The sequence below is a fragment of the Rhodovulum sp. HP10 genome, assembly GCF_047553435.1.
Taxonomy (GTDB): Bacteria; Pseudomonadota; Alphaproteobacteria; order Rhodobacterales; family Rhodobacteraceae; genus Rhodovulum.
Genome location: NZ_CP180201.1, coordinates 2,904,397 through 2,928,265, shown reverse-complemented (window position 1 = coordinate 2,928,265; position 23,869 = coordinate 2,904,397). Strand labels below are relative to the sequence as shown.

General features: G+C 69.0%; 15 protein-coding genes. 10 read left to right on the top strand and 5 right to left on the bottom strand.

All coding sequences use genetic code 11. The features are described 5' to 3' along the window. Positions 1-414: 414 nt before the first annotated feature. A complete protein-coding gene (locus ACK8CO_RS13765) occupies positions 415-987 on the bottom strand; it encodes a TetR/AcrR family transcriptional regulator (protein WP_414896980.1) in 573 nt (190 codons plus the stop codon). A gap of 186 nt (positions 988-1,173) precedes the next feature. On the opposite strand from ACK8CO_RS13765, the gene ACK8CO_RS13760 reads away from it, so the two are divergent. Genes ACK8CO_RS13760 through ACK8CO_RS13735 form a run of 6 tightly spaced genes read left to right on the top strand, consistent with a single transcriptional unit; the run spans position 1,174 to position 8,368 of the window. Continuing rightward, the gene (locus ACK8CO_RS13760) at positions 1,174-2,970 is read left to right on the top strand and encodes an ABC transporter ATP-binding protein (protein ID WP_414896979.1); all 1,797 of its coding nucleotides are present in this window, start codon (positions 1,174-1,176) and stop codon (positions 2,968-2,970) included. Beyond that, positions 2,967-4,718 carry an ABC transporter ATP-binding protein gene (locus ACK8CO_RS13755; RefSeq protein ID WP_414896978.1) on the top strand — a complete coding sequence of 584 codons (1,752 nt, stop codon included), beginning with the start codon at positions 2,967-2,969 and terminating at the stop codon, positions 4,716-4,718. The genes ACK8CO_RS13760 and ACK8CO_RS13755 overlap by 4 nt, the downstream gene beginning before the upstream one ends. Next, positions 4,718-5,692, top strand: a complete 975-nt coding sequence (locus ACK8CO_RS13750; RefSeq protein ID WP_414896977.1) for an ABC transporter permease — start codon at positions 4,718-4,720, stop codon at positions 5,690-5,692. The genes ACK8CO_RS13755 and ACK8CO_RS13750 overlap by 1 nt, the downstream gene beginning before the upstream one ends. Further along, entirely contained in the window at positions 5,689-6,630 is a 942-nt protein-coding gene (locus ACK8CO_RS13745; protein ID WP_414896976.1) for an iron chelate uptake ABC transporter family permease subunit, read from the top strand. Before ACK8CO_RS13750 ends, ACK8CO_RS13745 begins: the two co-directional genes overlap by 4 nt. Continuing rightward, positions 6,627-7,400 carry an ABC transporter ATP-binding protein gene (locus ACK8CO_RS13740; protein ID WP_414896975.1) on the top strand — a complete coding sequence of 258 codons (774 nt, stop codon included), beginning with the start codon at positions 6,627-6,629 and terminating at the stop codon, positions 7,398-7,400. The genes ACK8CO_RS13745 and ACK8CO_RS13740 overlap by 4 nt, the downstream gene beginning before the upstream one ends. Positions 7,401-7,402: 2 nt before the next feature. Continuing rightward, the gene (locus ACK8CO_RS13735) at positions 7,403-8,368 is read left to right on the top strand and encodes a siderophore ABC transporter substrate-binding protein (RefSeq protein WP_414896974.1); all 966 of its coding nucleotides are present in this window, start codon (positions 7,403-7,405) and stop codon (positions 8,366-8,368) included. Between the two features lie 400 nt (positions 8,369-8,768). Here ACK8CO_RS13735 and catB read toward each other — a convergent pair whose 3' ends face one another. Continuing rightward, positions 8,769-9,404, bottom strand: a complete 636-nt coding sequence (catB, locus tag ACK8CO_RS13730; RefSeq protein ID WP_414896973.1) for a type B chloramphenicol O-acetyltransferase — start codon at positions 9,402-9,404, stop codon at positions 8,769-8,771. 219 nt (positions 9,405-9,623) lie between these two features. Next, positions 9,624-10,082, bottom strand: coding sequence for a DMT family transporter (locus ACK8CO_RS13725; protein ID WP_414896972.1), 459 nt, complete (start codon positions 10,080-10,082; stop codon positions 9,624-9,626). A gap of 84 nt (positions 10,083-10,166) precedes the next feature. On the opposite strand from ACK8CO_RS13725, the gene ACK8CO_RS13720 reads away from it, so the two are divergent. The 3 genes from ACK8CO_RS13720 (at position 10,167) to ACK8CO_RS13710 (ending at position 20,551) form a co-directional block, all read left to right on the top strand. Beyond that, entirely contained in the window at positions 10,167-11,084 is a 918-nt protein-coding gene (locus ACK8CO_RS13720; protein WP_414896971.1) for a LysR substrate-binding domain-containing protein, read from the top strand. 1,207 nt (positions 11,085-12,291) lie between these two features. Next, positions 12,292-19,239: an SDR family NAD(P)-dependent oxidoreductase gene (locus ACK8CO_RS13715; RefSeq protein ID WP_414896970.1), complete on the top strand. Its 6,948-nt coding sequence runs from the start codon at positions 12,292-12,294 to the stop codon at positions 19,237-19,239. A 1-nt stretch (position 19,240) separates the two neighbouring features. Beyond that, positions 19,241-20,551 (top strand): aminotransferase class I/II-fold pyridoxal phosphate-dependent enzyme, encoded by a 1,311-nt coding sequence (locus ACK8CO_RS13710; RefSeq protein ID WP_080617337.1) that lies wholly within the window; start codon positions 19,241-19,243, stop codon positions 20,549-20,551. A 7-nt stretch (positions 20,552-20,558) separates the two neighbouring features. On the opposite strand, the gene ACK8CO_RS13705 is transcribed toward ACK8CO_RS13710, so the two are convergent. Together ACK8CO_RS13705 and ACK8CO_RS13700 are read right to left on the bottom strand one after the other, a co-directional pair. Then, positions 20,559-21,353, bottom strand: a complete 795-nt coding sequence (locus tag ACK8CO_RS13705; RefSeq protein WP_414896969.1) for an SDR family NAD(P)-dependent oxidoreductase — start codon at positions 21,351-21,353, stop codon at positions 20,559-20,561. Next, the gene (locus ACK8CO_RS13700) at positions 21,350-22,327 is read right to left on the bottom strand and encodes a hypothetical protein (RefSeq protein ID WP_414896968.1); all 978 of its coding nucleotides are present in this window, start codon (positions 22,325-22,327) and stop codon (positions 21,350-21,352) included. Before ACK8CO_RS13700 ends, ACK8CO_RS13705 begins: the two co-directional genes overlap by 4 nt. 362 nt (positions 22,328-22,689) lie before the next feature. On the opposite strand from ACK8CO_RS13700, the gene ACK8CO_RS13695 reads away from it, so the two are divergent. Beyond that, complete coding sequence (locus ACK8CO_RS13695; RefSeq protein WP_414899026.1) at positions 22,690-23,865, top strand: capsule biosynthesis protein; 1,176 nt, start codon at positions 22,690-22,692, stop codon at positions 23,863-23,865. Positions 23,866-23,869 lie beyond the last annotated feature (4 nt).

Sequence of the window (23,869 nt, the reverse complement as noted above, 5' to 3'; positions counted from 1 at the left end):
TCTCTCCGGGACACACAAAGCCAGCCGGGCGCGCGGCCGGATGCGCCGCGCGATACCTTCCGCCAGATCACGATGTCCGGCACGACCGGGGCAAACCCGCTCCGGCGCCGCGCGGCATCATGCGATATTCGCTGGATTTCCGGCCTGTCGAGAACCCCGTTCACACCCTTTGGCAACCAGAAGCTGGCTATCGGAAGCTGGCTATCGGACGAAGGGAGGCGTCAACGCATCGGTGGCGGGCGCGGCGCCCATGGCTCTCGGGTATTGCAGTCTGACACGCGACCTTCGTCGACCTGCCGGCATGGATGCCCTGCGGCACTGATCCACACACGTCAGATGCGCCCTAGATGCCGCGTGACATCCGGCCTGTCAATTAGTTTGTCTATGTAAACTAAAAAGATCTGCCGGGCGGGCTCAGCCGTCCTCGCCGGTCAGCGCAATCGCTCCGGCAATCAGTGCCTTCAGTCCGAACTCGTGCAACGGCTCGATACTCTCGCCCTCCGGCGCCTCCGAGCGGGACGTATCGGCAATGGCGCAGCAATGATAGGCAACGGTAAAGACCAGCTGGCTGGACTGCGCCACCGTCAGACCGAAGCGCCGCGCCACCTGCGCCTGATGCTCCTGCGTGTGCTGCAGCATGGTATCTGTGATCAGGTCGCGGCGCAGAAGATAGGGCGCAATCCCCGCATGCCGGTGCACCAGCCGCCATAGGCTGAGGCTGAAGCGGTGCAGATAGGCCCCGAGATCGACGTCCTCTTCGGGGTCCGGCAGGGGCCAGCGCAGGAAGGCCTCCTCGGCAACCAGGCTGCGCAGCTCCTCGAGGCCGCCGACACGCTTGTAGAGCGCCATCTGCGTGACCCCCAGAGCCGCCGCAACGCCGACCACGGAGAGCTGCGCCAGCCCCAAGCCGATGCCGGCATCTGCAACCCGCTCGCGGGTAATGGTCCGCGGGCGGCCCCGGCCGGATCTGGGTTTGGGCTCGGTCATCGCGGCACCTCCATTCAGCAGCCAGGCGCGATCACCCGGACGCTAACGCCTGAGCGGCCGACTGACAAACAGCGCGCCCATATCCGAGCGTTTCGCTTGGTCTTTCTTGCGCATTTAGTTTAGCAGACCTATAGAAAATCTGCACGCCCTCTGCCCGGCGCGCCCATCGAATGACTGCCTGGTGACATGAAAACACAACCCAATGGCCCCGCCGAGCCCTCCGCCCCGCCGATCACCCGCCTCCTGGCGCCGATTCGCACGAGGCTGCACCTGGCCGCCGCACTGGCTGGCGCGGGACAGATCCTGACGCTCGTGCCGCTGGCCGGGATCGCCCTGATCGGGCGCCAGGCGCTTGGCCTGCCCGACGCTGCGGAAACGCTGCCGGTGCTGAGCGTCGCGACGATCTGCGTCGCAGCGCTCGTGGCCGGATTGTCGCTGCTCACACTGGCGGAATACCTGGCCCATCTCGCGGACAATTCCCTGACCGACACGCTGCGCACCCGCCTGACCGGGCGCCTCACGCAGGTTCCGCTGGGCTGGTTCACCTCGCGCAGCTCGGGCAGCGTCAAGCGGGCGCTGCAGGACGACATGAACACGCTGCACGAGCTGACGGCGCATTATTTCACCACGCGGGCGCGCTGCTTCGCCGCCATCGCCGCCGCCGCCCTGTTCCTTGCCCTTGTCGACTGGCGCATGGCGATCATCAGCCTCGTGCCCTTTCCGCTCTATTACCTCATCTTCGGCGCTACCCGCAGATCCATCGGTCCGGACCGCATGGAAAGCTATGTCTCGGCGCTGACCGCGATCGGCGACGCGGTGGGCGAATTCGGCCGGGCGATGCCGGTCCTGCGCACCTTCGGCAAGACCGGCGAGGCGCATGAGGCCTATTCGGATGCCGTGCACCGGTTCCTGGACGCGTTCCTGCGCTTCACGAAACCGCTGGTCGCCCCGCTTGCGACCGCCAACGCGCTGATCACGCCGGTCACCGTGGTCGCCATCGTGCTCGCCGCCGGCGCGCTCTTCATCGGTGCCGGATGGATGGCCCCTGCCGATCTTCTTCCCTTCCTGCTGATCGCGCCGGGGGTCTCGGCGCCGCTTCTGCTGCTGGGCTTCATGGCGCATGGGCTGGCCCATGCCACCGCCGCCGCCGACCGGATCGACGCGGTCCTGAACACCCCGACCCTGCCCGTTCGGGCCCCCGGCGAGGGCGTCACGCCCGAGGGAAACCGGCTGTGCTTCGAGGCGGTCGGATATGCCTATGAGGACGGGACCGAAACCCTTTCGGGCATAGATCTCGCGCTGGAGCCCGGCACGACGACCGCCATTGTCGGCGCCTCGGGCGCGGGAAAATCCACCATCGCCCGGCTGGCGCTGCGGTTCTTCGATCCCACCGAGGGGCGGATCACCCTGGGCGGGGCCGATCTGCGCGACATCGCCCCGGCAGAGCTGTACCGACGCGTGGGCTTCGTGTTGCAGGATGTGCAGCTGGTCCATGCCAGCCTGCATGACAACATCGCCCTGGGCCGCCCCGATGCGACCCGCGAAGAGGTGACGGCCGCGGCAAGGGCGGCCCAGATCCATGACCGCATCCTGGCGCTGCCGCAGGGCTATGACAGCATCGTCGGGCGCGACACCGTGCTTTCGGGCGGCGAGGCACAACGTGTCAGCATCGCCCGCGCACTGCTACTCGACCCGCCGCTTCTGGTGCTCGACGAGGTGACCTCGGCGATGGATGCCGAAGGCGAGCTGGCGCTTCAGAAGGCGCTGGCAGAACTGGCGCAGGGGCGCACGCTGCTGGTCATCGCGCACCGGCTGGACACCGTCACCGGAGCCGACCGCATCCTGGTGCTGCAGGATGGCCGCATCGCGGAAACCGGGACCCATGAGGCGCTTCTGGCGCGAAACGGGCGCTATGCCGCGCTCTGGGCGCAAAGCGGATCCCAACTGCCGGCCCCGACCCAAGCTCCGGAGATCGCCCGATGATGCGCATGTTCCTGAATTTGCTGGGCGACGATGTGAGGATCTTTCGCCGCTACGCCGCGATGGCGCTGGTCTCGGGCGCGCTGAACGCGCTTGCCATCGCGCTGACCGTTCCGGTTCTGCTGCACCTGCTGCGCGGCGATGTGGCGGCCGCGCTTCCCTGGCTGGCCGCGCTGCTGGCGGGCGCACTCGCCTGCCTGGTCCTGCGCCGGCGGGTCGAACAGGCAGGCATCAAGGTCGGGATCGCGGTACTCGAAGGCGTCCGCCTACGGCTTGGCAACCACGTCGCGCGGCTGCCCATGGGCTGGTTCGACAGCGCCGCGACAGGCCGGCTGAACCACGCGCTGACCCAGGGGGTGATGGAGGTGGCGCAGCTGCCCGCCCATGTCTTCACACCGGTCCTGACCGGGCTGGTGCTGCCCCCGGGCCTTGCGCTGGTGCTATTGTGGCTCGAGCCGCAGATCGGTCTGGTCGCGCTGGCGGCGCTTCCCGTCATGGTCGCCATCTCCGCGCTTGCCGCGCGGCTGGGGCGCGAGGCCGATCGCGGCTATCACGCGGCCGCCGCCCGCACCGGCGCGCGCGCGGTGGAATTCGCCCGCACCCAGGCCGTGCTGCGCGCCTTCAGCGGCGACGGCGCCAGCGCGCGGTTTCTCATGGACGCCTTCGCCGGGCAGAGGCAGGCCGTCCGGCGGCTGATCCGCCTGTCGACCGCCTCGGTCGTGCTGAACGGCTGGGCGCTGCAGGCGGTCTTCGCGGCCATGCTCCTCGTCGCGCTTCGCCTGCTCGACGCCGATCTGCCGCCCGCGCAGGGCCTGACGCTGGTCGTGGCGCTGATCCTTGCGCAACGCTTCATCGAACCGATGACCGAGCTGGCAGGATATGGCGAGGCGCTGCGCGGCGCGCGCAACCACCTTGCCGCACTGACCGAGATCGCCGAGGCCCGTCCCCTGCCCCAAGCAGATCATCCCCAGCCCCCCCGCGACAGTTCGGTCTCGCTGGAGGATGTGACCTTTCGCTATGCGCCCGACACCGCGCCGGTGCTGGAGGGCCTGTCGCTCCGGGTCGCGCCAGGCAGCATGACCGCGCTCGTCGGAGCCTCCGGATCGGGCAAGAGCACCGTGGTCCGGCTGGTTGCCCGCTTCTTCGACGTCGAGCGCGGCCGCGTCTTGATCGGCGGTATCGATGTGCGCGACATGTCCGAAGAGGTCCTGTCCGCGCAGATCAGCCAAATCTTCCAGGACACCTATCTGCTCGAGGGCACGATCGCAGAGAACATCCGCATGGGCCGGCCCGACGCCCGCGCGGAAGAGATCGCCGAGGCGGCACGGCTCGCCGGGGTCGACGAGATCGCCCGGCGGCTGCCGCAAGGGCTCGACAGCGCGACCGGCGAGGGCGGCGTGCGGCTCTCGGGCGGAGAACGCCAGCGCATCGCCATCGCGCGCGCCCTGCTCAAGGACGCCCCGATCCTGCTGGTCGACGAGGCGACCGCGGCGCTCGATGCGGAGAACCGCGCGCTCGTGACCGGGACGCTTGCCCGGCTGCGCGGCAAGCGGACGCTGATCGTGATCGCGCATCAGCTTTCCACGATCCGCATGGCCGATCAGATCGCCGTGCTGGAGGCCGGGCGGATCGTCGAACAGGGACCGCCCGAGGCGCTGGCGCAGCGCGGCGGGCCCTATGCCCGGCTTCTCCGGCTGCGCGAGGCCGCGCAAGCCTGGCGCATGCCCCCCCCGGATAAGCGCACGCCGTGATGCGCCTTTCCCCTGCCAAACCGTCTTTGGCCCTTCGCGCGGCCCTGCCTGCCGCCTTCGCCGCGCTCAGCCTCGTCTCGCTGCTGATCGGGGCGAAGGATATCGGGATCGGCTGGATTTTCGATCCGTCGCCCGAGGCGCTGCTGGTCCTGACCGCCAGCCGCCTGCCCCGGCTGATCGCGCTTGTGCTGACCGGCATGGGACTGGCGGTCAGCGGCGTGATCCTGCAGCAGATCCTGCGCAACCGCTTTGCCGAACCCGCCACCACCGGCAGCCTGGAGGCGGCCAAGCTCGGCATCCTGGTGGCGCTGACGCTGCTTCCGGCCGCAGCACCGCTTCTGCGCATGGGGGTCGCGATGCTGTTCTGCCTCGCCGCCAACCTGATCTTCGTCGCGATCCTGCAACGCATCCGCTTTCGCGATGCCGTGCTGGTGCCGGTGATCGGGCTGATGTTCGGCGCCGTGCTGGGCGCGCTGGCCGAGTTCTATGCCTTCAGCCGCAATATCCTGCAAAGCATGCAGGGCTGGATGCTGGGGGATTTCTCGCGCGTCGTGCAGGGCCATTACGAGATGATCTACCTGATCCTGCCGGTGGTCGCGCTGACCTATGTCTTTGCCCGCCGCTTCACCGTGCTGGCCATGGGGCAGGACATGGCCGAGAGCCTCGGGCTGGGCTATCGCGGCATGGTCGCCCTGGGCCTGACGCTGGTTTCCGCCACGGTCGCAGCCACGGTGGTCACCGTCGGCGCCGTGCCCTTCGTCGGGCTGGTCGTGCCCAATCTGGTCACGCTCTGGCGCGGCGACAATCTCCGGCAGACGCTGCCCACGGTGGCCCTGACCGGCGGCTGCCTGCTGCTGCTCTGCGATATCCTGGGCCGGATCGTGATCTACCCCTATGAGGTGCCGCTCGGGCTGACCGTCGGCGCCATCGGGGGCGCCATCTTCCTGATCCTGATCCTGCGACGGCCAGCATGAGGCAGGGCCTTGTCCTCGGGGCGCTGGTCGCCCTGGCGCTGCTCTATCTCGGCTGGGGCACGGGCTTTGCCCCGGGCTTCCTGCTGAGCCGGCGCCTGATCCGGCTAGGCGCGATGGCGGTCGGCGGCACCGGCATCGCGCTGGCCTCGATCCTGTTCCAGACCGTCGCCCGCAACCGCATCCTGACGCCCGCCATCATGGGCTACGAGGCGGCCTATCTGCTGCTCCAGGCGCTGCTGATCCTGGTGCTCGGCACGGCCAGCCTGCGGCTCCTGGGCGATCTCGGCAACATGGCCCTGTCGCTGGCGCTCATGATGGGCTGGTCGCTGGCGCTGCATGGCCTGCTGTTCCGGGACGAGCGCAACAGCATGCACCGGATGCTTCTGATCGGGCTGGTACTCACGCTCACGCTGAGCAGCATCACCCAGTTCGTCCAGCTGCAGATCAGTCCCGGCGAATTCGCGGTGCTGCAAAGCTTCGCGCTGATCTCGCTCGACGGGATTTCCCCGAACCGGCTTGCCATCTCCGCCGTCGCGGTCGTCGCGGCCGGGGCCATCGCCCTGCGCCGCGCCGCGATCTGGGATGTCATGGCGCTGGGGCGGGATCAGGCGCTGTCGCTCGGCCTCGATCACCCGCGCGAGGTCCGGCTCTGCCTGGCGCTGATCGCCGTCTTCGCCGCCGCGACCACAAGCCTGATCGGTCCCTCCGCCTTCATGGGCATCTTCATCGCCAATATCGCCTATGCGCTGACCGGCGGCTTTCGCCATCGCCGGACCCTGCCCGCGGGCTGCCTCGTCGCGGTCGCCATGCTGCTGATCGCCGAGCTGACGGTGCAGCATCTGTTCCGCTTCGGCACCACGATCGGCATCCTGATCAACCTGATCTGCGGCGGATATTTCCTGTTCCTCATCCTGCGACGCGCCGGGAGACCCGCATGATCACCGTGACCGACCTGTCGAAAGCCTATGGCGACAAGCCCGTCCTGAGCGGCGTCACCGCCGGAATCCCGCGCGGTCGGCTGACCTCGCTGATCGGGCCGAACGCCGCCGGCAAGAGCACGCTGCTGATGCTGATGGCCCGGCTTCTGCGCCCGAGCGGCGGAGAAATCGCGCTTGCCGGAACCCCGGTCGGCGGGATCGCCCCCCACATCTATGCCCGCAAGGTCGCGACACTCCGCCAGGCACCCGGGCTCGACCTCAGGCTCAGCGTCGAGGAACTGGTGGCCTTCGGGCGGTTTCCCTACAGCCGGGGCCGGCTGAGCCGGGAGGATCGCGCGGCGATCGACCGGGCGCTGGCCTTCCTGTCGCTCGACGAGTTGCGGCACCGGAACATCGACGAGCTCAGCGGCGGGCAGCGGCAACTGGCCTATCTCGCGATGACCATCGCACAGGAAACCGAATGCCTGCTGCTCGACGAGCCCCTGAACAATCTCGACATGCATCACGCGGTCGAGATCATGCGCGCGCTGCGCCAGCTCTGCGACGATCTTGGCCGCACCGTCGTGCTGGTCATTCACGACATCAACTTCGCCGCCAATTATTCGGACCATATCCTGGCCCTGAAGGATGGCCGGCTGGCGGGCTGCGGCCCGGTCGCCGAGATCGTGACCGAGGAGCGCCTGCGCGCACTTTACGATCTCGAGTTTCAGGTGCTGCGCAACGGCGACAGCGTGCTGTGCAACTACTTCACCCCCCCCATCAGGAGATGATCATGCCCCTCCCGTCGCTTGCCCGCAGGCTCGGCCTGCCCTCCGCCCTTGCCGCGCTTGTCTTCGGGGCCGCCCTTTCGGCGCAGGCCGACACGGCCACCGCCTTCGCGCCGATGACGCTTGCGCATGATCTGGGCGAGACCGTGCTCGACCACCGGCCCGAACGCGTGGCGGCGCTGGGCATGAACGATCTGGATTTCCTGGACAGGCTGGGCGTGCCGGTCGCGGGGATCCCGAAGGATTTCGTGCCGCATTTCCTGTCCGCCTATGGCCAAGACCCGAAGATCCGCGATCTCGGCTTCATCGTGAAGCCCGATGTCGAACAGATCTACGCGCTGCAACCCGACCTGGTGCTGATGTCGCCGCTGCAGGCCGAGCATTACCGGGAGATCTCGAGCTTCGCCCCCGTGCTCTATTTCGACGTGGACTACCGCGACAGCGCCACCGGACATCTCGAGGCGGTGAAAGATCATTTCCTGACGCTGGGCAAGATCTTCGGCAAGGAGGAGGCCGCCCGCGAAGGCGTTGCCGCACTGGACCGTCAGGTCGCCGAGCTGCGCGACGAGATCTCCGCGCGCCCCGAGAAGGCGCTGATCCTGCTTTACAATAACGGGGCCTTCAGGTCCTTCGGCCAGCGCTCGCGCTACGGCTTCGTGTTCTCCGATCTCGGCGTGACACCGGCCGGAGAGGTATCGGAAACCGAACTGCATGGCCGGCCCGTCACCAGCGAATTCATCGAGGCGGCCGATCCCGACATCCTGTTCATCATCGACCGCACCGCGGTGATGGAACACCGGCCGGTGCTGAACCGCGACCAGATCGCCAACCCGCTGCTCGAAAGCACCCCCGCCTGGGCAAATGACCGGGTGATCTTCGTCGATCCCGAAGCCTGGTATGTCACCGCCGCCGGTCCGACCTCGCTCTCGATCATCATCGACGATCTGCGGAAGGGCTATCGGCGCCGCTAAACCGTGTCGGGGCCACGGCCTGACCCGTTACCCGAAATGGGAGAACCGGGCGCTTCGGCACGCCGTGGGGGCCGCACCCTTCCGGCCGGCGCCACCGACGCGCTTCCGTCCCCGGCCATCCCCATCTTCGCCTAAGGTTTCAGGTCGCGCGATCCGGGCCTTCCCCGCGGATCGGCGGTAAGTTCCAGCGGCAGGATGGCCTGCCCGGCGGGCTCCGGTTCCACATGGATGGGGTGGGGTCTGGCCACATCCTCTGCCTGCCGACAGACGCGGAAGGAAAGCATTGGCGGCGGCGTCCCCCCGCCAACGGAAGACCGCTGGCGGGCATAAAATCATTCTTTTCCAGCAAATTATGGATCATGACTGGGCTCGCCACTATCCGTGGCGAGCGCCTTTCACTTCAGCGGGACCGGATATGGGTTTCCCAGTGCTCGTGAAGCCTTTCGACATTGCCGCTTGTCAAGATCGGCATCGCGCCCCGCAGCTGATCGTCCGACCACGCCCACCAGCGCAGCTCTAGCAGTCGCGCGATGCTGTCCTCGTCGAACCTCTTCCGGATGATCCGGGCCGGGTTTCCACCGACAATGGCATAGGGCTCGACATCGCGCGTCACCACGGCGCGGGTGCCGATCACCGCCCCGTCGCCGATCGTCACCCCGGGCATGATGATCGCCTCGGACCCGATCCAGACGTCATTGCCGATGACCGTATCGCCCGCAGGCCGGTATCCGTTCTCGGCCCCCTCGAATGCCGTAACCTCCGACATCCAGTAGAAGGGAAAGCTGCTGATCCAGTCGTATCTGTGGCCCTGATTGCCCGCCATGACGAAGGCCGCGCCCGATCCGATCGAGCAGAAGCTGCCGATCACGAGGCGATCGACGCCCTCGTCGGGCGGAAGGTAGCGGGCGCAGTCATCGAAGCTGTGGCCATGATAGTAGCCCGAATAGTAGCTGTAGCGACCGACCAGGATGTTCGGATTGCTGACCTGTTTGTCGAGCGTCACCCCGCGAAAGGGGCTTTCGAAAAAGTTTTGCATTTGCGGTTCTCTGAAAGGGATATGAAGCTTGCGCAGAAGCAGCGCAGTCGCGAGAGGCGCTGCGCTGAAGTCCCGAGACAAGGCTCGGGACCCTATTCAGATGGTTCGGTCCGCAGACTTCACGTGGATCCCCTTCAGGATACAGGTCCTGCCAGCTTAGATCGGGGATCCCTGCACGAAAGTAAACAGGGATTGGGACGCAGCGGCCTGCCCCGGCGCTCATCGTGACAAGGCGGGCCATTGCACGACAACCGCTCCGAGCAGCACCAGCGCCGTTCCGGCCAGGCGCGAGACATCGATGGGGCGCGAGGCCAGTCCGACGCCGCCGACCCAGTCGATCAACAGGGCCGCGACGACCTGACCGGCGATCACGGCGATCATGAAACTCGCCGCCCCCAGCTTCGGCATCAGAAGGATCGCGGCGGTCACATAGGCCGCGCCGGCAATACCGCCGATCCAGATCCATTTCGGTTGCCCGGCCAGCCCGCCCAGGGTCGGCAGCGGCACGCGCGAGGCCATCAGGATCGGCAGGATGCAAAGCACACTGACCGCAAGCGAGGCCAGTGTCGCCCAGAGCGGATGGCCGAGCGCGCGACCGAGCGCGGCATTGGCCCCCCCCTGAAAGGGAACGGCAGCCCCGGCGAAAGCGGCGAGGAGGATGAGGAGGAATAACGGCATGAGGTCACCTTTCTGATTTTCCCTTCCTCTGCCGCATCACGCGAGGCATTTGAAATTCGATCCGGATGGAATGATATGCAGTCCATGAATAACTTGCGCAACGTGGATCTGAACCTTCTTGTCGTGCTCGACGCGCTTCTGGCCGAGCGCCACCTGTCGCGCGCGGCAGAACGCCTGAACATGAGCCAGCCCGCCGTCAGCCATGCGCTGGCCCGGCTGCGGATCCTGCTGGACGACCCCCTGTTTCATCGGCGCAGGCGCGAGATGGAGCCCACGCTTCGCGCTCTCGAACTGTCGGGGCCGCTGGCAGAGGCGCTGGCCCAGATCCGGACCGTCCTCACGCCGGACGGATTCGACCCGACCGGACGTCATGTCTTCCGGCTGGCAATGTCGGATTTCGGCGCGGGGCTGGTGCTTCCGGGGCTGATGGAGGCTTTGCGCAGGGAAGCGCCGGGCGTCGATCTGGTCGTCACCCAGCAAAGCCGCGAAAGCATGATCAGTGCGGTCGCAGATGGTGAAATCGACATGGCCTTCGGAGTGTTTCCCGAGCTGCCATCGCGCTGCGTCGCGGAACTGCTGTTCGAGGACGACTATGCCTGCCTGCTCGATCCCTCTGCCCAGCCTCGGCCCTATCCTGGCCTGACCGAAACGCTTTATTGGTCCGCGCCCCATGTCCTTGCCGCGGTCCATGGCGAGGCGGCGACAGAGCTCGATCTCCACCTGCGTTCGTACCGCAAGGCCCGGCGGATCGCCCTGGTGCTTCCGCATTGGAGCGTGGCGCCGCAGGTCATTCGCGGCACCGACCTGATCCTCACCGTCGCCCGCCGGTGCCTGGCGGAGGTGGCACCCGGGCTCGAGGTCGCCGCGACGCCCGTCGATCTGCCCACCATCCGCTTCGCCGCGATCCATGCCAGGCGCCGCCGCTCCGATCCCGCATTGCGCTGGCTCATGAGCAAAACGAAACAGGTGCTGAGCGCAAGAGACAGACCCCTCTCCCGGTAGATGGGCGAGGCGCGTCCCTTCTCTCGCGGCGCCGGTGGCCATGGCCGAGCCGTCCGGGGCCTTCGCAGCGAGGGGCCGGGCAGAATGCCCTCCGCACCGGCTCAGAGATCGTGGATTATCCCCCTGGGCCCTGCCCCTCTCGCCTCGGTCTCGGCAAGAATGGTCGGACGCCCGTAGGCACCACCGGCATTGAACGCTGGCAGGGTTTGAGAAAGGCAGCAGGCCTGCCCGCTTGAAGGCAAAAAGCCCAGGCGAAACTTCAAGGCCTGCCGATCCGCTTTTTTTCAGATCGTCGGCGCGGAAAGCCACCCGGCAGAAGGAAAGCCATCTGTTCCTGGCGATTATCGAAGCTGGCAATGCACTTTCGTCAAGCGTCACCGGAAGGCCGAAAAGACATCCAACGGGCAATTGCTCCGAAATCTCGCCGCGAGGCTCCGTACCGCGCCAATACCGGCCTTACTGACCAGACAATCGGCACGCCATTGGTCCGGGCGACTGCGGCAAGGCCCGTCAACGGCGCACGCGCCGTCAGCAGGACCGACAGGCACTGGCCCATATTTTCGGCAAAGCCTGCAGAGCCCCCCTATCGGGCGCCGGAAAATGCAGAGAGGTCAACATATTTCATTTTAAAAACAACGGCAAAGGCGGATTCGCGACCGACGACCCCGTCGAGGGCTTGCCCCCTGGGGCCACAGTAGCCGCGCCCCTGAAGCCCCTTATATCACGCACGCAGACCTGCAACCTCGCGTCGATTCGCGGATCATCGCCCGCAACGACGCTGACGGCTGACGGGCCTCGAGCGATTCGAATTCACCTGTAAAATCCGAGCGAAAGAGCAGGACGGATACAACTCCACTCAACCCCATCGCACGTATAGTTGAAACGCTGGGACCAAATGCCCCAGACCTCAAAGCTTGCCCATATGGCAGGCAGCTGTATTTTCGCATTTTTCCTGCAGATCTGGCCCCGTTGGCCCGTTCCTGCCGGCCGATTGCCGCGCGTCGGCAGATACCCGCCAGATTGCCGCATACGGGACTTTGCAATCTTGAAGATACCTCACAACTGTGAATTAACGATATCATCGGGATAGCAATAAGCTATCCGAAAAATCCACCAGCTATCCCAATCCCCTCCTGCGCCGGACCAGTGCCCAATGATCAGCCGTCAAGCTTCCGGATCTGAAATCGTCGTCGACTCCGGACCCTGCGTGACCGGCTATTCGGCGATCCTGCCCGGGGCCGACGGGCTCGACGCGGTCTGGGAGATCCTGCGCGACGGCCGCTGCACGATCTCGGACATGCCCGAAGATCGCTGGAACGCGTTGCGCTGGCTGTCGCCGGAACCGGGGCTGGCCGGGCACAGCTATACCCGCCGCGCCGGTATCGTCGCCGGCGCCTTCGATTTCGACGCGGGCTGCTTCGGCATCACGCCCCGCGAGGCCGAGCAGATGGACCCGCAGCAGCGGCTGCTGATCGAGGTGACGGCGCGGGCCTTCGATCACGCCGGCATCGACCCGGCCACGGTCGCGCCCGACCGCGTGGGCGTCTTTGTCGGGGCCTCGTCGCTCGACCATTCCACGGTGATGCTGCAGGACCCGGAAATGGCCGGCCCGCAATACATGCTGGGCAATACCGGCTCGATCCTCGCCAACCGGATCGCGCATCTGTGGAACCTGCAAGGCCCCAGCTACATCGTCGACACCGCCTGTTCCTCGGGGCTGTTCGCGCTGGATCACGCCCGCCGCGCCATCGCTTCGGGCCAGATCGACATGGCCATCGTCGGGGCCGTCAACCTGCTTCTGTCGCCGATGCCCTTCGTCGGCTTCTCGCAGGCGGGCATGTTGTCGCCGCAGGGGCTCTGCCGGGCCTTCGCCAAAGGCGCCGACGGCTATGTCCGCAGCGAAGGCGCGGTCGCTTTCGTGCTCGAGCGGCTGGACAGCGCGCAGGCGGCCGGGCGCCGGGTGCGCTCGGTCCTGGTCTCGACCGCCGTCAATTCCGCCGGGCGCACCCCCGGCATCGCGCTCCCCTCGGCAGACCGGCAGGCGGCGCTGATCGAGGCGGCGCTGACCGAGGGCGGATACGACCCAGAGACGCTGGCCTTCGTCGAGGCGCATGGCACCGGCACCGCCGTCGGCGACCCGCGCGAGGCCGACGCCATCGGCCGGGTCTATGGGCGCCGTCGCGCCCTGCCGCTGCCGATCGGCTCGGCCAAGAGCAATTTCGGCCATCTCGAACCGGCCTCGGGACTTGTCGGCCTGCTGAAGGCACAGCTCGCGCTGGAACGGCAGATGATCCCCGCCACGCTGCATTGCGACGAGCCGAACCCGGAGATCGACTTCGCCGGGCTCAACCTCGATGTGGCGCGCTCGGCCCGGGCGCTGCCCGCCGCCGACAGGCCCTGGCTGGCGGCGATCAACTCCTTCGGCTTCGGCGGCGCGAATGCCCATGCGGTGATCCGCCAGCCCCGGCCCGACGAGAATGTGCCTGCCGCCACGGGCGAACTGCCGTCCGCACTGCTGCTCTCGGCGGCCAGCGAGAACGCGCTGGCCGAGCTTGCCCGATCCTGGCGGACGCTGGCCGAGGCGGCGCCGGCCGATCTGGGCGCGCGCATCGCCACCGCGAACTGGCGCCGCGCCCGCCACCGCCACCGGCTCTGCCTCGCGGCCGGGCATGCGGAGGAGCTGGCCCAGGGGCTGGCCGACTGGCTTGAAGAGCCCCGGCAGGCGCCGCCCGGGGCGGTGGCAGAGACCGCCCTGCGCGACGCCCCCGTGGCCTTCGTCTATGCCGGAAACGGCGCCATGTGGGCCGGGGCCGCCCGGGCCCTGATCGAACGGGACCCCACCTTCCGGGCCGCCTTCGGCGACATCGCCGACGCCTTTGCCGAAGAGGGGATTGCGGGACTGACCGAGGCGCTGAGCGATCCCGGGCTCGAGGCCCGGCTCGGCGAGGCCGAGGTGGCGCAGCCGCTGACCTTCGCGATCCAGGTCGCCCTGACCGAGGCGCTGGCATGTGCCGGGCTCCGGCCCGGCGCGGTGCTGGGCCATTCGATGGGAGAGGTCGCGGCGGCGATCGCGGCCGGACGGATCGACCGCCAAGACGGCATCCGCATCATCGCGCAACGTTCGCGCGCCTTCGAGCCCCTGCGCGGCAAGGGGGGCATGGCCGCTTTCGCCGCCTCCCGTGAGCAGATCGAGGCGCTGATCAAGGCCGAGGAGCTGGCCGCCGAGATCTCGGCCGAGAACGCCCCCGACAGCGTCACCGTCAGCGCCGGCGACGACGCGCTGAAGGCACTGGTCCGCATCGCCCGCAAGCAGCGCATCGCTGGCCGGATCCTGCCGATTTCCTACCCCTATCATTCGGCCGCGGTCGAGACGCTGCGGCCCGCGCTGACCCGGGGCCTGGCCCGGATCGCGCCCCGCGATGGCGACGTGCCGTTCTATTCGGGCTGGGACGGCACCCGCTATGACGCCCCGCTCGACGGGGTCTACTGGTGGCGCAATGCCCGCCTGCCGGTCGCCTTCCGCGCCGGCGTGCAGGCGATGGCCGATGACGGCATCCGCGTGTTCCTGGAAATCTCGCCGCGCACGGTGCTGCGCAACTATCTGCGCGACACGCTGGCCGAACTCGATTGCGAGACCCGGGTTCTGGAAAGCCTCGACAGCGCCCGCGCCGAGGCGCGCGACGCCGGGACAATCGCCCGCGCGGTTCTGGCGGCAGGCGGCGCCGGCGATCGCGCCCGCATCCTCGGCCCCGAGCAGCCGGTGGCCGACGGACTGCCCGACTACCCCTTCGACCGCCAGACCTATCGGCTCGACAGCCCGGTCGCGACCGACATCTTCCACCGCCGCCCGCAACACCCGTTTCTCGGCGCGCGGCTCCGGCCGGACAGCAGCGAATGGCAGGGCGAAATCGCGCTGACGCGCAGTCCCTGGCTGGGCGATCACCGGGTCGGCGGGCGCGTGCTGCTGCCCGCCACCGCAATGGTCGAGATGTTCGCCCATGCCGGTTGCGAGATTCTGAAGGCCGGGGAGATCGAGCTTCGCGATGTCGAGTTCCTGCGCCCGCTGGAGCTGCCCGAGAAGGGTGTCGTGCAGGTCCGGCTGGTGCATGAACCCACCTCCCGCCGAATGCGGATCGAGGCCGGCGGCGCGCGCAACTGGACGCCGGTGGCGGTCGCCCGGCTGTTCAGCGCGACCGCCACCCGGCCCGCGCCCGTGACCGCACCCGAGGCGATGGGCGAGGCCGAGCCGCTTTATGCCGGGCTGCGGGAGGCCGGGCTCGATTACGGTCCCGATTTCGCCCGGGTGACAGTTCTCGACCGCGACGGCACGGCGGTACGGACGGCACTGGCCCCGCGCGACGGGAGCGACGGCTTCCGCTTCGACCCGGCGCTGGCCGATGCCGGGCTGCATGGCGCCGTGCTGCTTTTCGGCGACCGGGATGGCGGCGGCCGGCTGAGGGTGCCCGCCCGGATCGCCAAGGTGCGCCTCTGCGGTCGCGGCCGGATCGTCTGTGCCCGGCTGACGGCGGCGGGCGGCTGGGACGAGAGCCTCGCCTTCGACACCGTTCTGGCCGACGCGACCGGCACCGCGCTTCTGTCTTTCGAGGGCATTCGGCTGCGGCCGCTGCCGGCCGGGGCCGCGGCTCCGCATGACTTCTGGGACGAACGGCTGGTCCCGCTGCCGGGCGACGGCGCCGCAACCGCCCTGCAGGCCGCCAAGGCGCTGTGCGGCACGGCCGGGAGCGCCAGCGATGCCGACGTGCTGCGCGCCGCTCTGGGCAGCCGCCTGGCCTGGGATCTGCTGGCCGGGGGCACCGCCCCATCCGACCCGCGCGAGAAGGCCGCCCGCCAATGGATGGTCGCGGCCGGACATGGCCAGAACCGCGATGGGCGCCCGCCCTACCTGCCGACCGATTGCCCCTGGCCCGCCGCCGATGAGCTGCTGACGATGTGGCCCGAAGTGGCGCCCACCGCCTCGGCCGAGCTGAAATCGGCGCTCGCCGCCGCGGCCGGAGAGGATCGTCCGGCCGACCCGCTGCCGCAGGCCGCGCGGACACTGGAAACCCTGCTGGAGGATGCCGCGCCGCTCGGCCGGATCGCGCTGGCGGGCGCGTTGGATCTCGGCCTCGTCGCTGCGGCGCTGCGGGCGGGCGGTCATGTCACCGTCCTGGCCGAGGACGGCCAGGCGCTCGACCGGCTGCGGGCGCGGATCGATACGAGACTGCCGCTCCGGTTCCGGGCCCTTACGGAAACCGGCGAGGCCGATGCCGCCGATCTGGTGCTGGGCTGCTGCCTGTCGCAGGGCTTTGCGCAACGCGAAAGCGCCGGGCGGCTCGCGGCGCTGGTGGCACCGGGCGGCGCGCTGATCGCGGCAGAGGAGACACCCGACATCTTCGCGCTGATGACGCGGCGCCACCGCGATGCCGACGCGCTTGGCAGGCTCGAACATGCCCTGCATGCCGCGGGGCTCGATACCGCCAGCGCCCCTGCCCAGGGCTCCGAGGCGCTGAGGCTGATCCGTGCCACCCGCCCCGCGCGCCGCGCCGCGCCCCGGCCCGAGCTTCGGATCAGCGGCAGCGGCCCTCTGGCCGAGGCGCTGCGCGCGCTGCCTCAGGGCAGCGAAGCGGTGGTCGCCCTTCACTGTGCGGCCCCCGATGAGGGCGATCCGCTGGCCGCGACACGGCTCTTTCGCGCGCTTCCCGAGACCGTCGGCACGCTCTGGCTTGCGGTCGCGGGCACCGGGCGCTGGGAAGAGCTGACCGGCTGGCGCCGGGTGGTGGCGAACGAAACCGGCCGCGACATCCGCCTGATCTGCGCCGCCCCCGGCGTCGGGGCCGACCGCATCGCGGCCCTGGCCGCGACCTCGCCCGAGACCGAGATCCGGCTCACCGCGACCGGCGCCGCAGCCCCCCGGGTGGTGCCGCTGCGTCCGTTCTCTTCCGAGACCGGTCCGCGCCGGCTGGTGGCCGGGCGCCGCGGCGTGGCGCTTGACGGGCTGACCTGGCAGACCCCGCCCGCGCGCGCCCTGCAGCCGACCGAGATCGAGATCGAGGCAGTGGCCTCGGGGCTCAATTTCCGCGACGTGATGTGGGCCCAGGGCCTGCTGCCGCCCGAGGCGCTCGAGGCCGGGTTCTCCGGTCCCTGCCTCGGCATGGAATGCGCGGGCACGGTGCTGCGCGCGGGCGTCCAGGCCGGGCTGAAGCCCGGCGACCGGGTGATCGCGATGGCACCGCATGCGATGGCCAGCCGGGTCATCACCCGGGCCGAGGCGGCCATGCCCCTGCCCGAAACGGTCGATCCCGAGGCCGCGGCCGGGCTGCCTGTGGTCTTCGTCACCGCCGATTACGCGTTGACCGAGGTGGCACGGCTCGCGCCCGGCGAAACGGTTCTGGTGCATGGCGGCGCAGGCGGCGTCGGGCTTGCCGCGCTGCAGGTCGCCCGGCGGCTGGGCGCGCGGGTCTTCGCAACCGCAGGCAGCCCGGCCAAGCGGCGGCTGGTCGCGGCGATGGGCGCCGAGGCCGTGTTCGACAGCCGCAGCCTCGGCTTCGAGGATGCGGTGATGGCCGCAACCGGCGGGCGCGGGGTCGATGTGGTCCTGAACTCGCTGGCCGGCGAGGCTATGGAGCGCTCGCTGGCCTGTCTGGCGCCCTTCGGCCGCTTCATCGAACTGGGCAAGCGCGATCTTTACGAGAACAACACCATCGCGCTGCACGCCATGCGCAACAATATCGCCTTTCACGCCGTCGATGCCGACCAGTTGCTGCTGCACCGGCCCGATGCGGCGCGGCGCACGCTGGCGCGGCTGCGCGACGCGTTTGCCGAGGGCGTCTATCAGCCGCTGCCGGTGACCGTCTACCCGGCCGAGGATGTGGCCGAGGCGATCCGCTCGATGCAGCGCGCGGCCCATGTCGGCAAGATCGTGCTGCGCGCGCCGCAAGAGCATGGCGCAGCCCGTCCGGCGGCCGCCCCGATCCGGGGCGGCTGGCTGGTGGTGGGCGGCACCCGCGGCTTCGGGCTTGAAACCGCACGCTGGCTTGCGACGCAGGGGGCCGAGCATCTGTGGCTGATGAGCAAGAGCGGCACGGTCGCGCCCGGCACGCTTGACGGGCTCGGCGTACCGGCCGGGGCGCTGGCCTGCGACGTGACCGATGCCGACGCGCTCGAAGAGGCGCTGGCGCAGATCCGCGCGGCCGAGCAGCCCCTGCGCGGCGTGGTCCATGCCGCCGCGATCTTCGATGACGCGCTCATGGCCGATCTCGACGAGGCGCGGCTCTCGGCGGTGCTGATGCCGAAGCTCATAGGGGGGCAAAGACTCGACCGGCTGACGCGCGACGATGCGCTCGATCATTTCTGGGTCTTCAGTTCCATCGCTGCACGCTTCGGCAACCCGGCACAGGCACCCTATGTGGCCGCCAACCGGGCACTTGAAGGCCTTGCCCGGACCCGGCGCGAGGCCGGGCTGCCGGGGCTTGCAATCGCCTGGGGACCGATTGCCGATGCGGGCTATCTGGCGCGCGAAACGGCGCTGCGCGAGGCCCTGGCCCGGCGCCTGCCGCCGATGACCACCGCGGCCGCGCTGGACCGGCTGGGCCGGGCGCTGGCGGCCGGGGCCTGTGGACCGACCCTGACCGTCGCGCCGATGGAGTGGTCGCGGATGGCGGGTACGCTGCCGGTGCTGGACACGCCGCTCTTCGAGCTGATCGACATCCGCGCCAGCGCCACCGGCCCCGGTCTCTTTGACCTCGACGAGCTCTTGCGCAGCAAGGGGCCCAAGGAGGCGCGCAAGGTCTTGACCCGGCTTCTGGTCGAAGAGGCCGCACAACTGATGCGCGCGGCGCCGGGCGATATCGATCCGCGCCAGCCGCTGGAGCTGATGGGCTTCGACAGCCTGATGGCGATCAATCTGCGCATGGCCATTGAGGAGCGGCTGGGCGCACAGGTGCCGGTGATGTCGATCGACGAGGGGCTGACGCTGGCCGGGCTCGTCAACCGGATCATCGAGACGGGCGGCGCGCCCGGAACTGCCCCCGGAACTGCGGCCGGGGACACCGTGGTCGAAGAGATGGCCCGTCGCCACCTGGCCGAGGGCACACTGGGAGAAGAACACCTTGAGCAGATCCGCACCCTCGCCCAGCACGGCACGGGAGGCCGCTGAGATGCCCGGTACACGCGACACGCTCGACCGTCTGCGCGCCCTTCATGTCGGCCCGCCGCGCAATGTGACGGCCCCGAAACCGGCCGGACCCGGATCGGGCCGGGCCGATTTCACCACCCTTCCGGCCTATCGCCAGGTCGCCGTGGCACAAAGCGCGGCGCGCGCGCTCGAGATCGAGAACCCGTTCTTCCGCGAGACGGAAGCCTTCGAGGGGACGCGGGTCCGGATCGGCGCGCGCTGGGTCGAGAATTTCTCGGGCTATGACTATCTTTCGATCAATGACGATCCGCGGCTTGCCGCGGCCGTTGGCACGGCGGTGGCCGAATTCGGGGTCTCGGCGCGGGCCTCGCGACTGGTCGGCGGCGATCTCAGCCTGCACCGGCGACTGGAAACCGGGCTGGCCCGCTTTCTCGGGACCGAGGCGGCGGTCGCCACCGTCTCGGGCCATGCCACCAACCTGGCCGCGATCCGCACCCTGACCGGCCCGGGCGATGTGGTTCTGGTCGACAGCTTTGCCCATAACTCGGTCTTCGAGGGGCTGCGCGCCTCTGGCGCCGATCATGTCTCGTTGCCCCATAACGACAGCGCCTGGCTTGAGGACTGGCTGTCGCGCAACCGCGAGCGCTATGACCGCGTGCTGATCGTGATCGAGGGGCTCTACTCGATGGATGGCGACATTCCCGATCTGGCCGCGCTGGTCCGGATCAAGGACCGCTTCGAAGCCTGGCTTATGGTCGATGAAGCGCATTCGGTGGGCGTGCTGGGCGAGACCGGCCGCGGCCTCTGCGAAGAGGCCGGTATCGCACCCGGCCGGGTCGACCTGCTGATGGGCACGCTGTCGAAGACCTTCTGTTCCTGCGGCGGCTTCCTTGCCGGATCGGAAGCGGTGATCGAGATCCTGCGCCATACCGCGCCGGGTTTCGTCTATTCGGTGGGGCTGTCCGTGCCCAACACCGCCGCGGCACTGAGCGCGCTCGAGATCCTCGAGGCCGAACCCGAACGGGTGGCCCGGCTGAAGGCGCGTTCGGAGAGGTTTCAGGCGGCGGCCGAAGCGGCGGGCCTTGATTGCGGGCTCGGACGGGGCTTTGCCGTGGTGCCGCTGATCGTGGGCGACAGCCTGAAGGCGACGCTGGCCTCGAACAAGGTCTTCGAGGACGGGTTCCAGGCCTTTCCGATCATCGCGCCCGCGGTGCCGAACCAGAAGGCGCGGCTGCGCTTCTTCATCAATGCGGACCATTCCGAAGAGGCAATCGACGCCGCCGTGGCCTCGGCCGCGGCCCGGATCCGGGAGGTCGGCGGTGTCCGGTTCTGAGCCCGCCCTAGCGGTCCGCCGCCTCGTCCGGATCGGGCAGGATCTCGGCCCGGTAACGGGCCATGATCCGGTCGGCCAGCGGTGCGGGCAACCGTTCGCCGAGCCAGGCGCCGATAATCAGCGGCAGCGGAAAGGCGATGGTGCTTCGCCCGCGCCCGAGCCCGCGCGCGACGATCCGCGCCGCGCGATCAGGCGACATCAGCATAGGCGCGGGACCCTTCTGGCGATCGGTCATCGGCGTGTCCATGAAGCCCGGAATGACGGTCGTGACCCCGACGCCGCTGCCCGCAAGGCTGCGCCTCAGGGCGGTGGCATAGGCCTGCAACCCCGCCTTGGTGGCGCTGTAGGACAAGAGATCGCCATGCGGCGCGAGCGCGGCCAGCGAGCCGACGATGGCGATCCGGCCCCGGCGCCGCGCGCACATCGCGGGCAGCAGCGCCTGCACCGCATGGATCGTCGCGGTCAGGTTGACGGCAATCACCCGCTCGGCCTGGGCCGCGGGCTCGATGCCGCCGAGATTGCCGGTCTTCACCCCGGCATTGGCGATCAGCAGATCGACCGGATGCGCTGCATCGAACTCCTGCAGACAGCGGGTCAGTGCGGCGGTCCCGGTCAGCGGCACGGCGGCGATCTGAACCTCGGCGCCACGCGCGCGGGCGGCCCCGGCGGCCGCCGCCAGCCGCTCCGCGTCGCGCCCCATCAGCAGCATCCGGCGGCCAGGGGCGGCCAGTTCGGCCGCCAGCGCCCGGCCAAGCCCGCCGCTCGCGCCGGTCAGCACCACGGAACGGATCGGATCGGTCATTGCGGTCTCTCCCCGGCGATGAAGCGGGCCAGCGCCTGGGCGCCCCGCTGCGCGTCGGGCCCGTCGAAGGCGCCCGGCACATGGTAGTCGTAGCGCAGAAAGCGGCGAAAGCGGTCAGCCTCGGCCGGATCGGGCCTTTCGGGCGCGGTCCAGAAGGCGTCAAGCCCGGCGCGGTGGGTCAGCCCCGGCAGGTCATAGATGGCGCGGCCCAGAACCTTGACCGGCACCCCGGCAAGCAGCGCCGACAGCCCCACCGTGCTGTTGATGGTGACGATGCCCGCAAGCTTCGGGTAAAGCGCCTCGACCCGCCCGCCCGTAAAGACCGCGACGCGGTCGCCGATCCCCGCCACCCGGGCCAGCCGCTCGGCACGACGGTCCCAGCGCCGGAGCCCGTTATCGAGCGGATGTTCCTTGACCGCCAGCAACGCCCCGGCCGGGGCATGGGCGGCGAAAGAGGCCATGACCGCCGCCAGCTCCTCCTCCTGGCTGCGGCCGGTGCCGTGGTCGCGGAGCTGGAAATCGGTATCGAGCTGCAGCGGCACCAGAAAGACCGGCCCGGGATGGGCGTCGATCCGCGCCAGCGCCGCTCCGGTCTGCCGGGCCCGGGACCGCGCCCGCAGCGCCTTGAGGGTCCAGCCGCGCCATTCGGCCCAGGGGCTGTCGAGCGCATAATGCCGGTAGCGGGGATAGAAGATCGGGCCGAGCAGCACATTGGCCAGGTGATAGGCGATGTCATAGGCGGCATAGCGCAGGAACGAGCCCGGCGCGGGATCGGGCTGCGGCAATTCGGGCCGCGTGTCTGCCGTGGCGGCAAAGGCGGCCGGGATCGCCGAGCGGCCGCCGGTGCCCCAGGCTTCGACCGAGATCAGTCCGGGGCGCAGATAGCCCTGCTCGATCACCCATGGCGTGATTCCGCCGACAGCCTTTGCCACCGAAACAGCGTTAACATGATATTTACGTCCGTCCCCAAGCATCACGAGGTCCGTCGGCCTTTCCTCTGCGACAATGGCGGCGAAGGCCTCGGCGAAGCGGTCTGCCGCCCCGCGGCAGGCAATGTCGCGACCGCATCCGGACGGCCAGTACAGCCGGTCGCCGGGCGCCACCCCGACACGCAGGACCTCGGCGCCAAGCGCGCGGCAGGCCTGTGCAAGCTTACCGAAAAACGGCGACGAGGGTCCCTGAAGGAAGATGATCCTCCGGCCAGTCAGCGGAAAACGGGACCGAGACATTGACGCATTTCCCAAGCCAGTTCGTCGCACCCAGAAGCCTGACGCCGCAAAAGCACGCGCGGGTTGTGGCATTCGATCCCCCCGCATGCAAGGGTCGCGTGTTCCTGATGCTGCAGGGCCATCCCTCCGGGTTCTGGCGCGATCTCGCCGCCGGGCTCGAGGCCGACGGGCACCGCGTGATCAAGGTCAATTTCGGGCTTGCCGACCGCATCTTCTGGGGCCTCCGCCCGGCCATCGACTTCCAGGGCGGGCTGAAACGCTGGCGCCGCTTCGTGTTCCGTCTGATCGAACGCGAGGGCGTGACCGACCTCCTCTATTATGCCGACCGCCTGCCCTATCACGCCATCGCGCTGGAGGAAGGCCGCAGGCTGCGCCGCCGCTGCTGGGCGATCGAATTCGGCTATCTGCGCCCCGACTGGCTGACGCTCGAACCCGAGGGCATGGGCGCGCTGTCGACCTTTCCCCGGACCAGACCCGAGATCGAGGCCCTGGCCGAGGGCGTCGAGGCCCCCGACATGCGCAACCTCTATCCCTTCGGCTTCGGGATCGAGGCGTTCAACGAGGTCAGCTTCGCGCTGTTGCAAAGCTTCGGACGGCCATTCTATCCGCTGCATGTGTCGGATCGCCCCAACTGGCCCGCAATCGAATATCTGAGCTGGCTGCCAGAGCTGATGCGCCGGCGTCGCCGCGAGCGGGCGGCCCGGACGCTGACAGCGAGGCTCGCCAGAGATGCCACGCCCTTCAACCTGATCGCGATGCAGCTCGAGGTCGATTACCAGATCCGCGCCTCGTCGCCTTATCCCGACCTGATCTCCTTTCTCGACGAGACGCTGGCCTCCTTCGCCGCCCATGCCCCGGCCGACCGGCATCTGGCGGTCAAGATCCATCCGCTCGACAGCGGGCTCGGCCGCTGGTTCTCGCGGATCCCGAAGCTGGCCCGTCGCCATCGCCTTGACGGACGGGTCCATGTGATCCGCGGCGGCGATCTCGGGGCGCTGCTCAAGGGATCGAAGGGGGTGGTGCTGGTCAATTCGACGGTCGGCATCCATGCGCTGCGGATGGGCATTCCGGTCTGCGCCATGGGCCAGGCGGTCTATGGCCTGCCGGGCCTGACCCATCACCAGGGCATCGACCGCTTCTGGACCGCGCCCGAGCCGGTCGATGCGGACTATTTCCACAGCTTCGAACGGGCGCTGTCGACGATCCAGATCAAGGGCTCGTTCTACAATGCCGATGGCCGCGCCGCCGCGATCGAGCAAATGCGCCGCCGCTTCATCCTCTGACCCT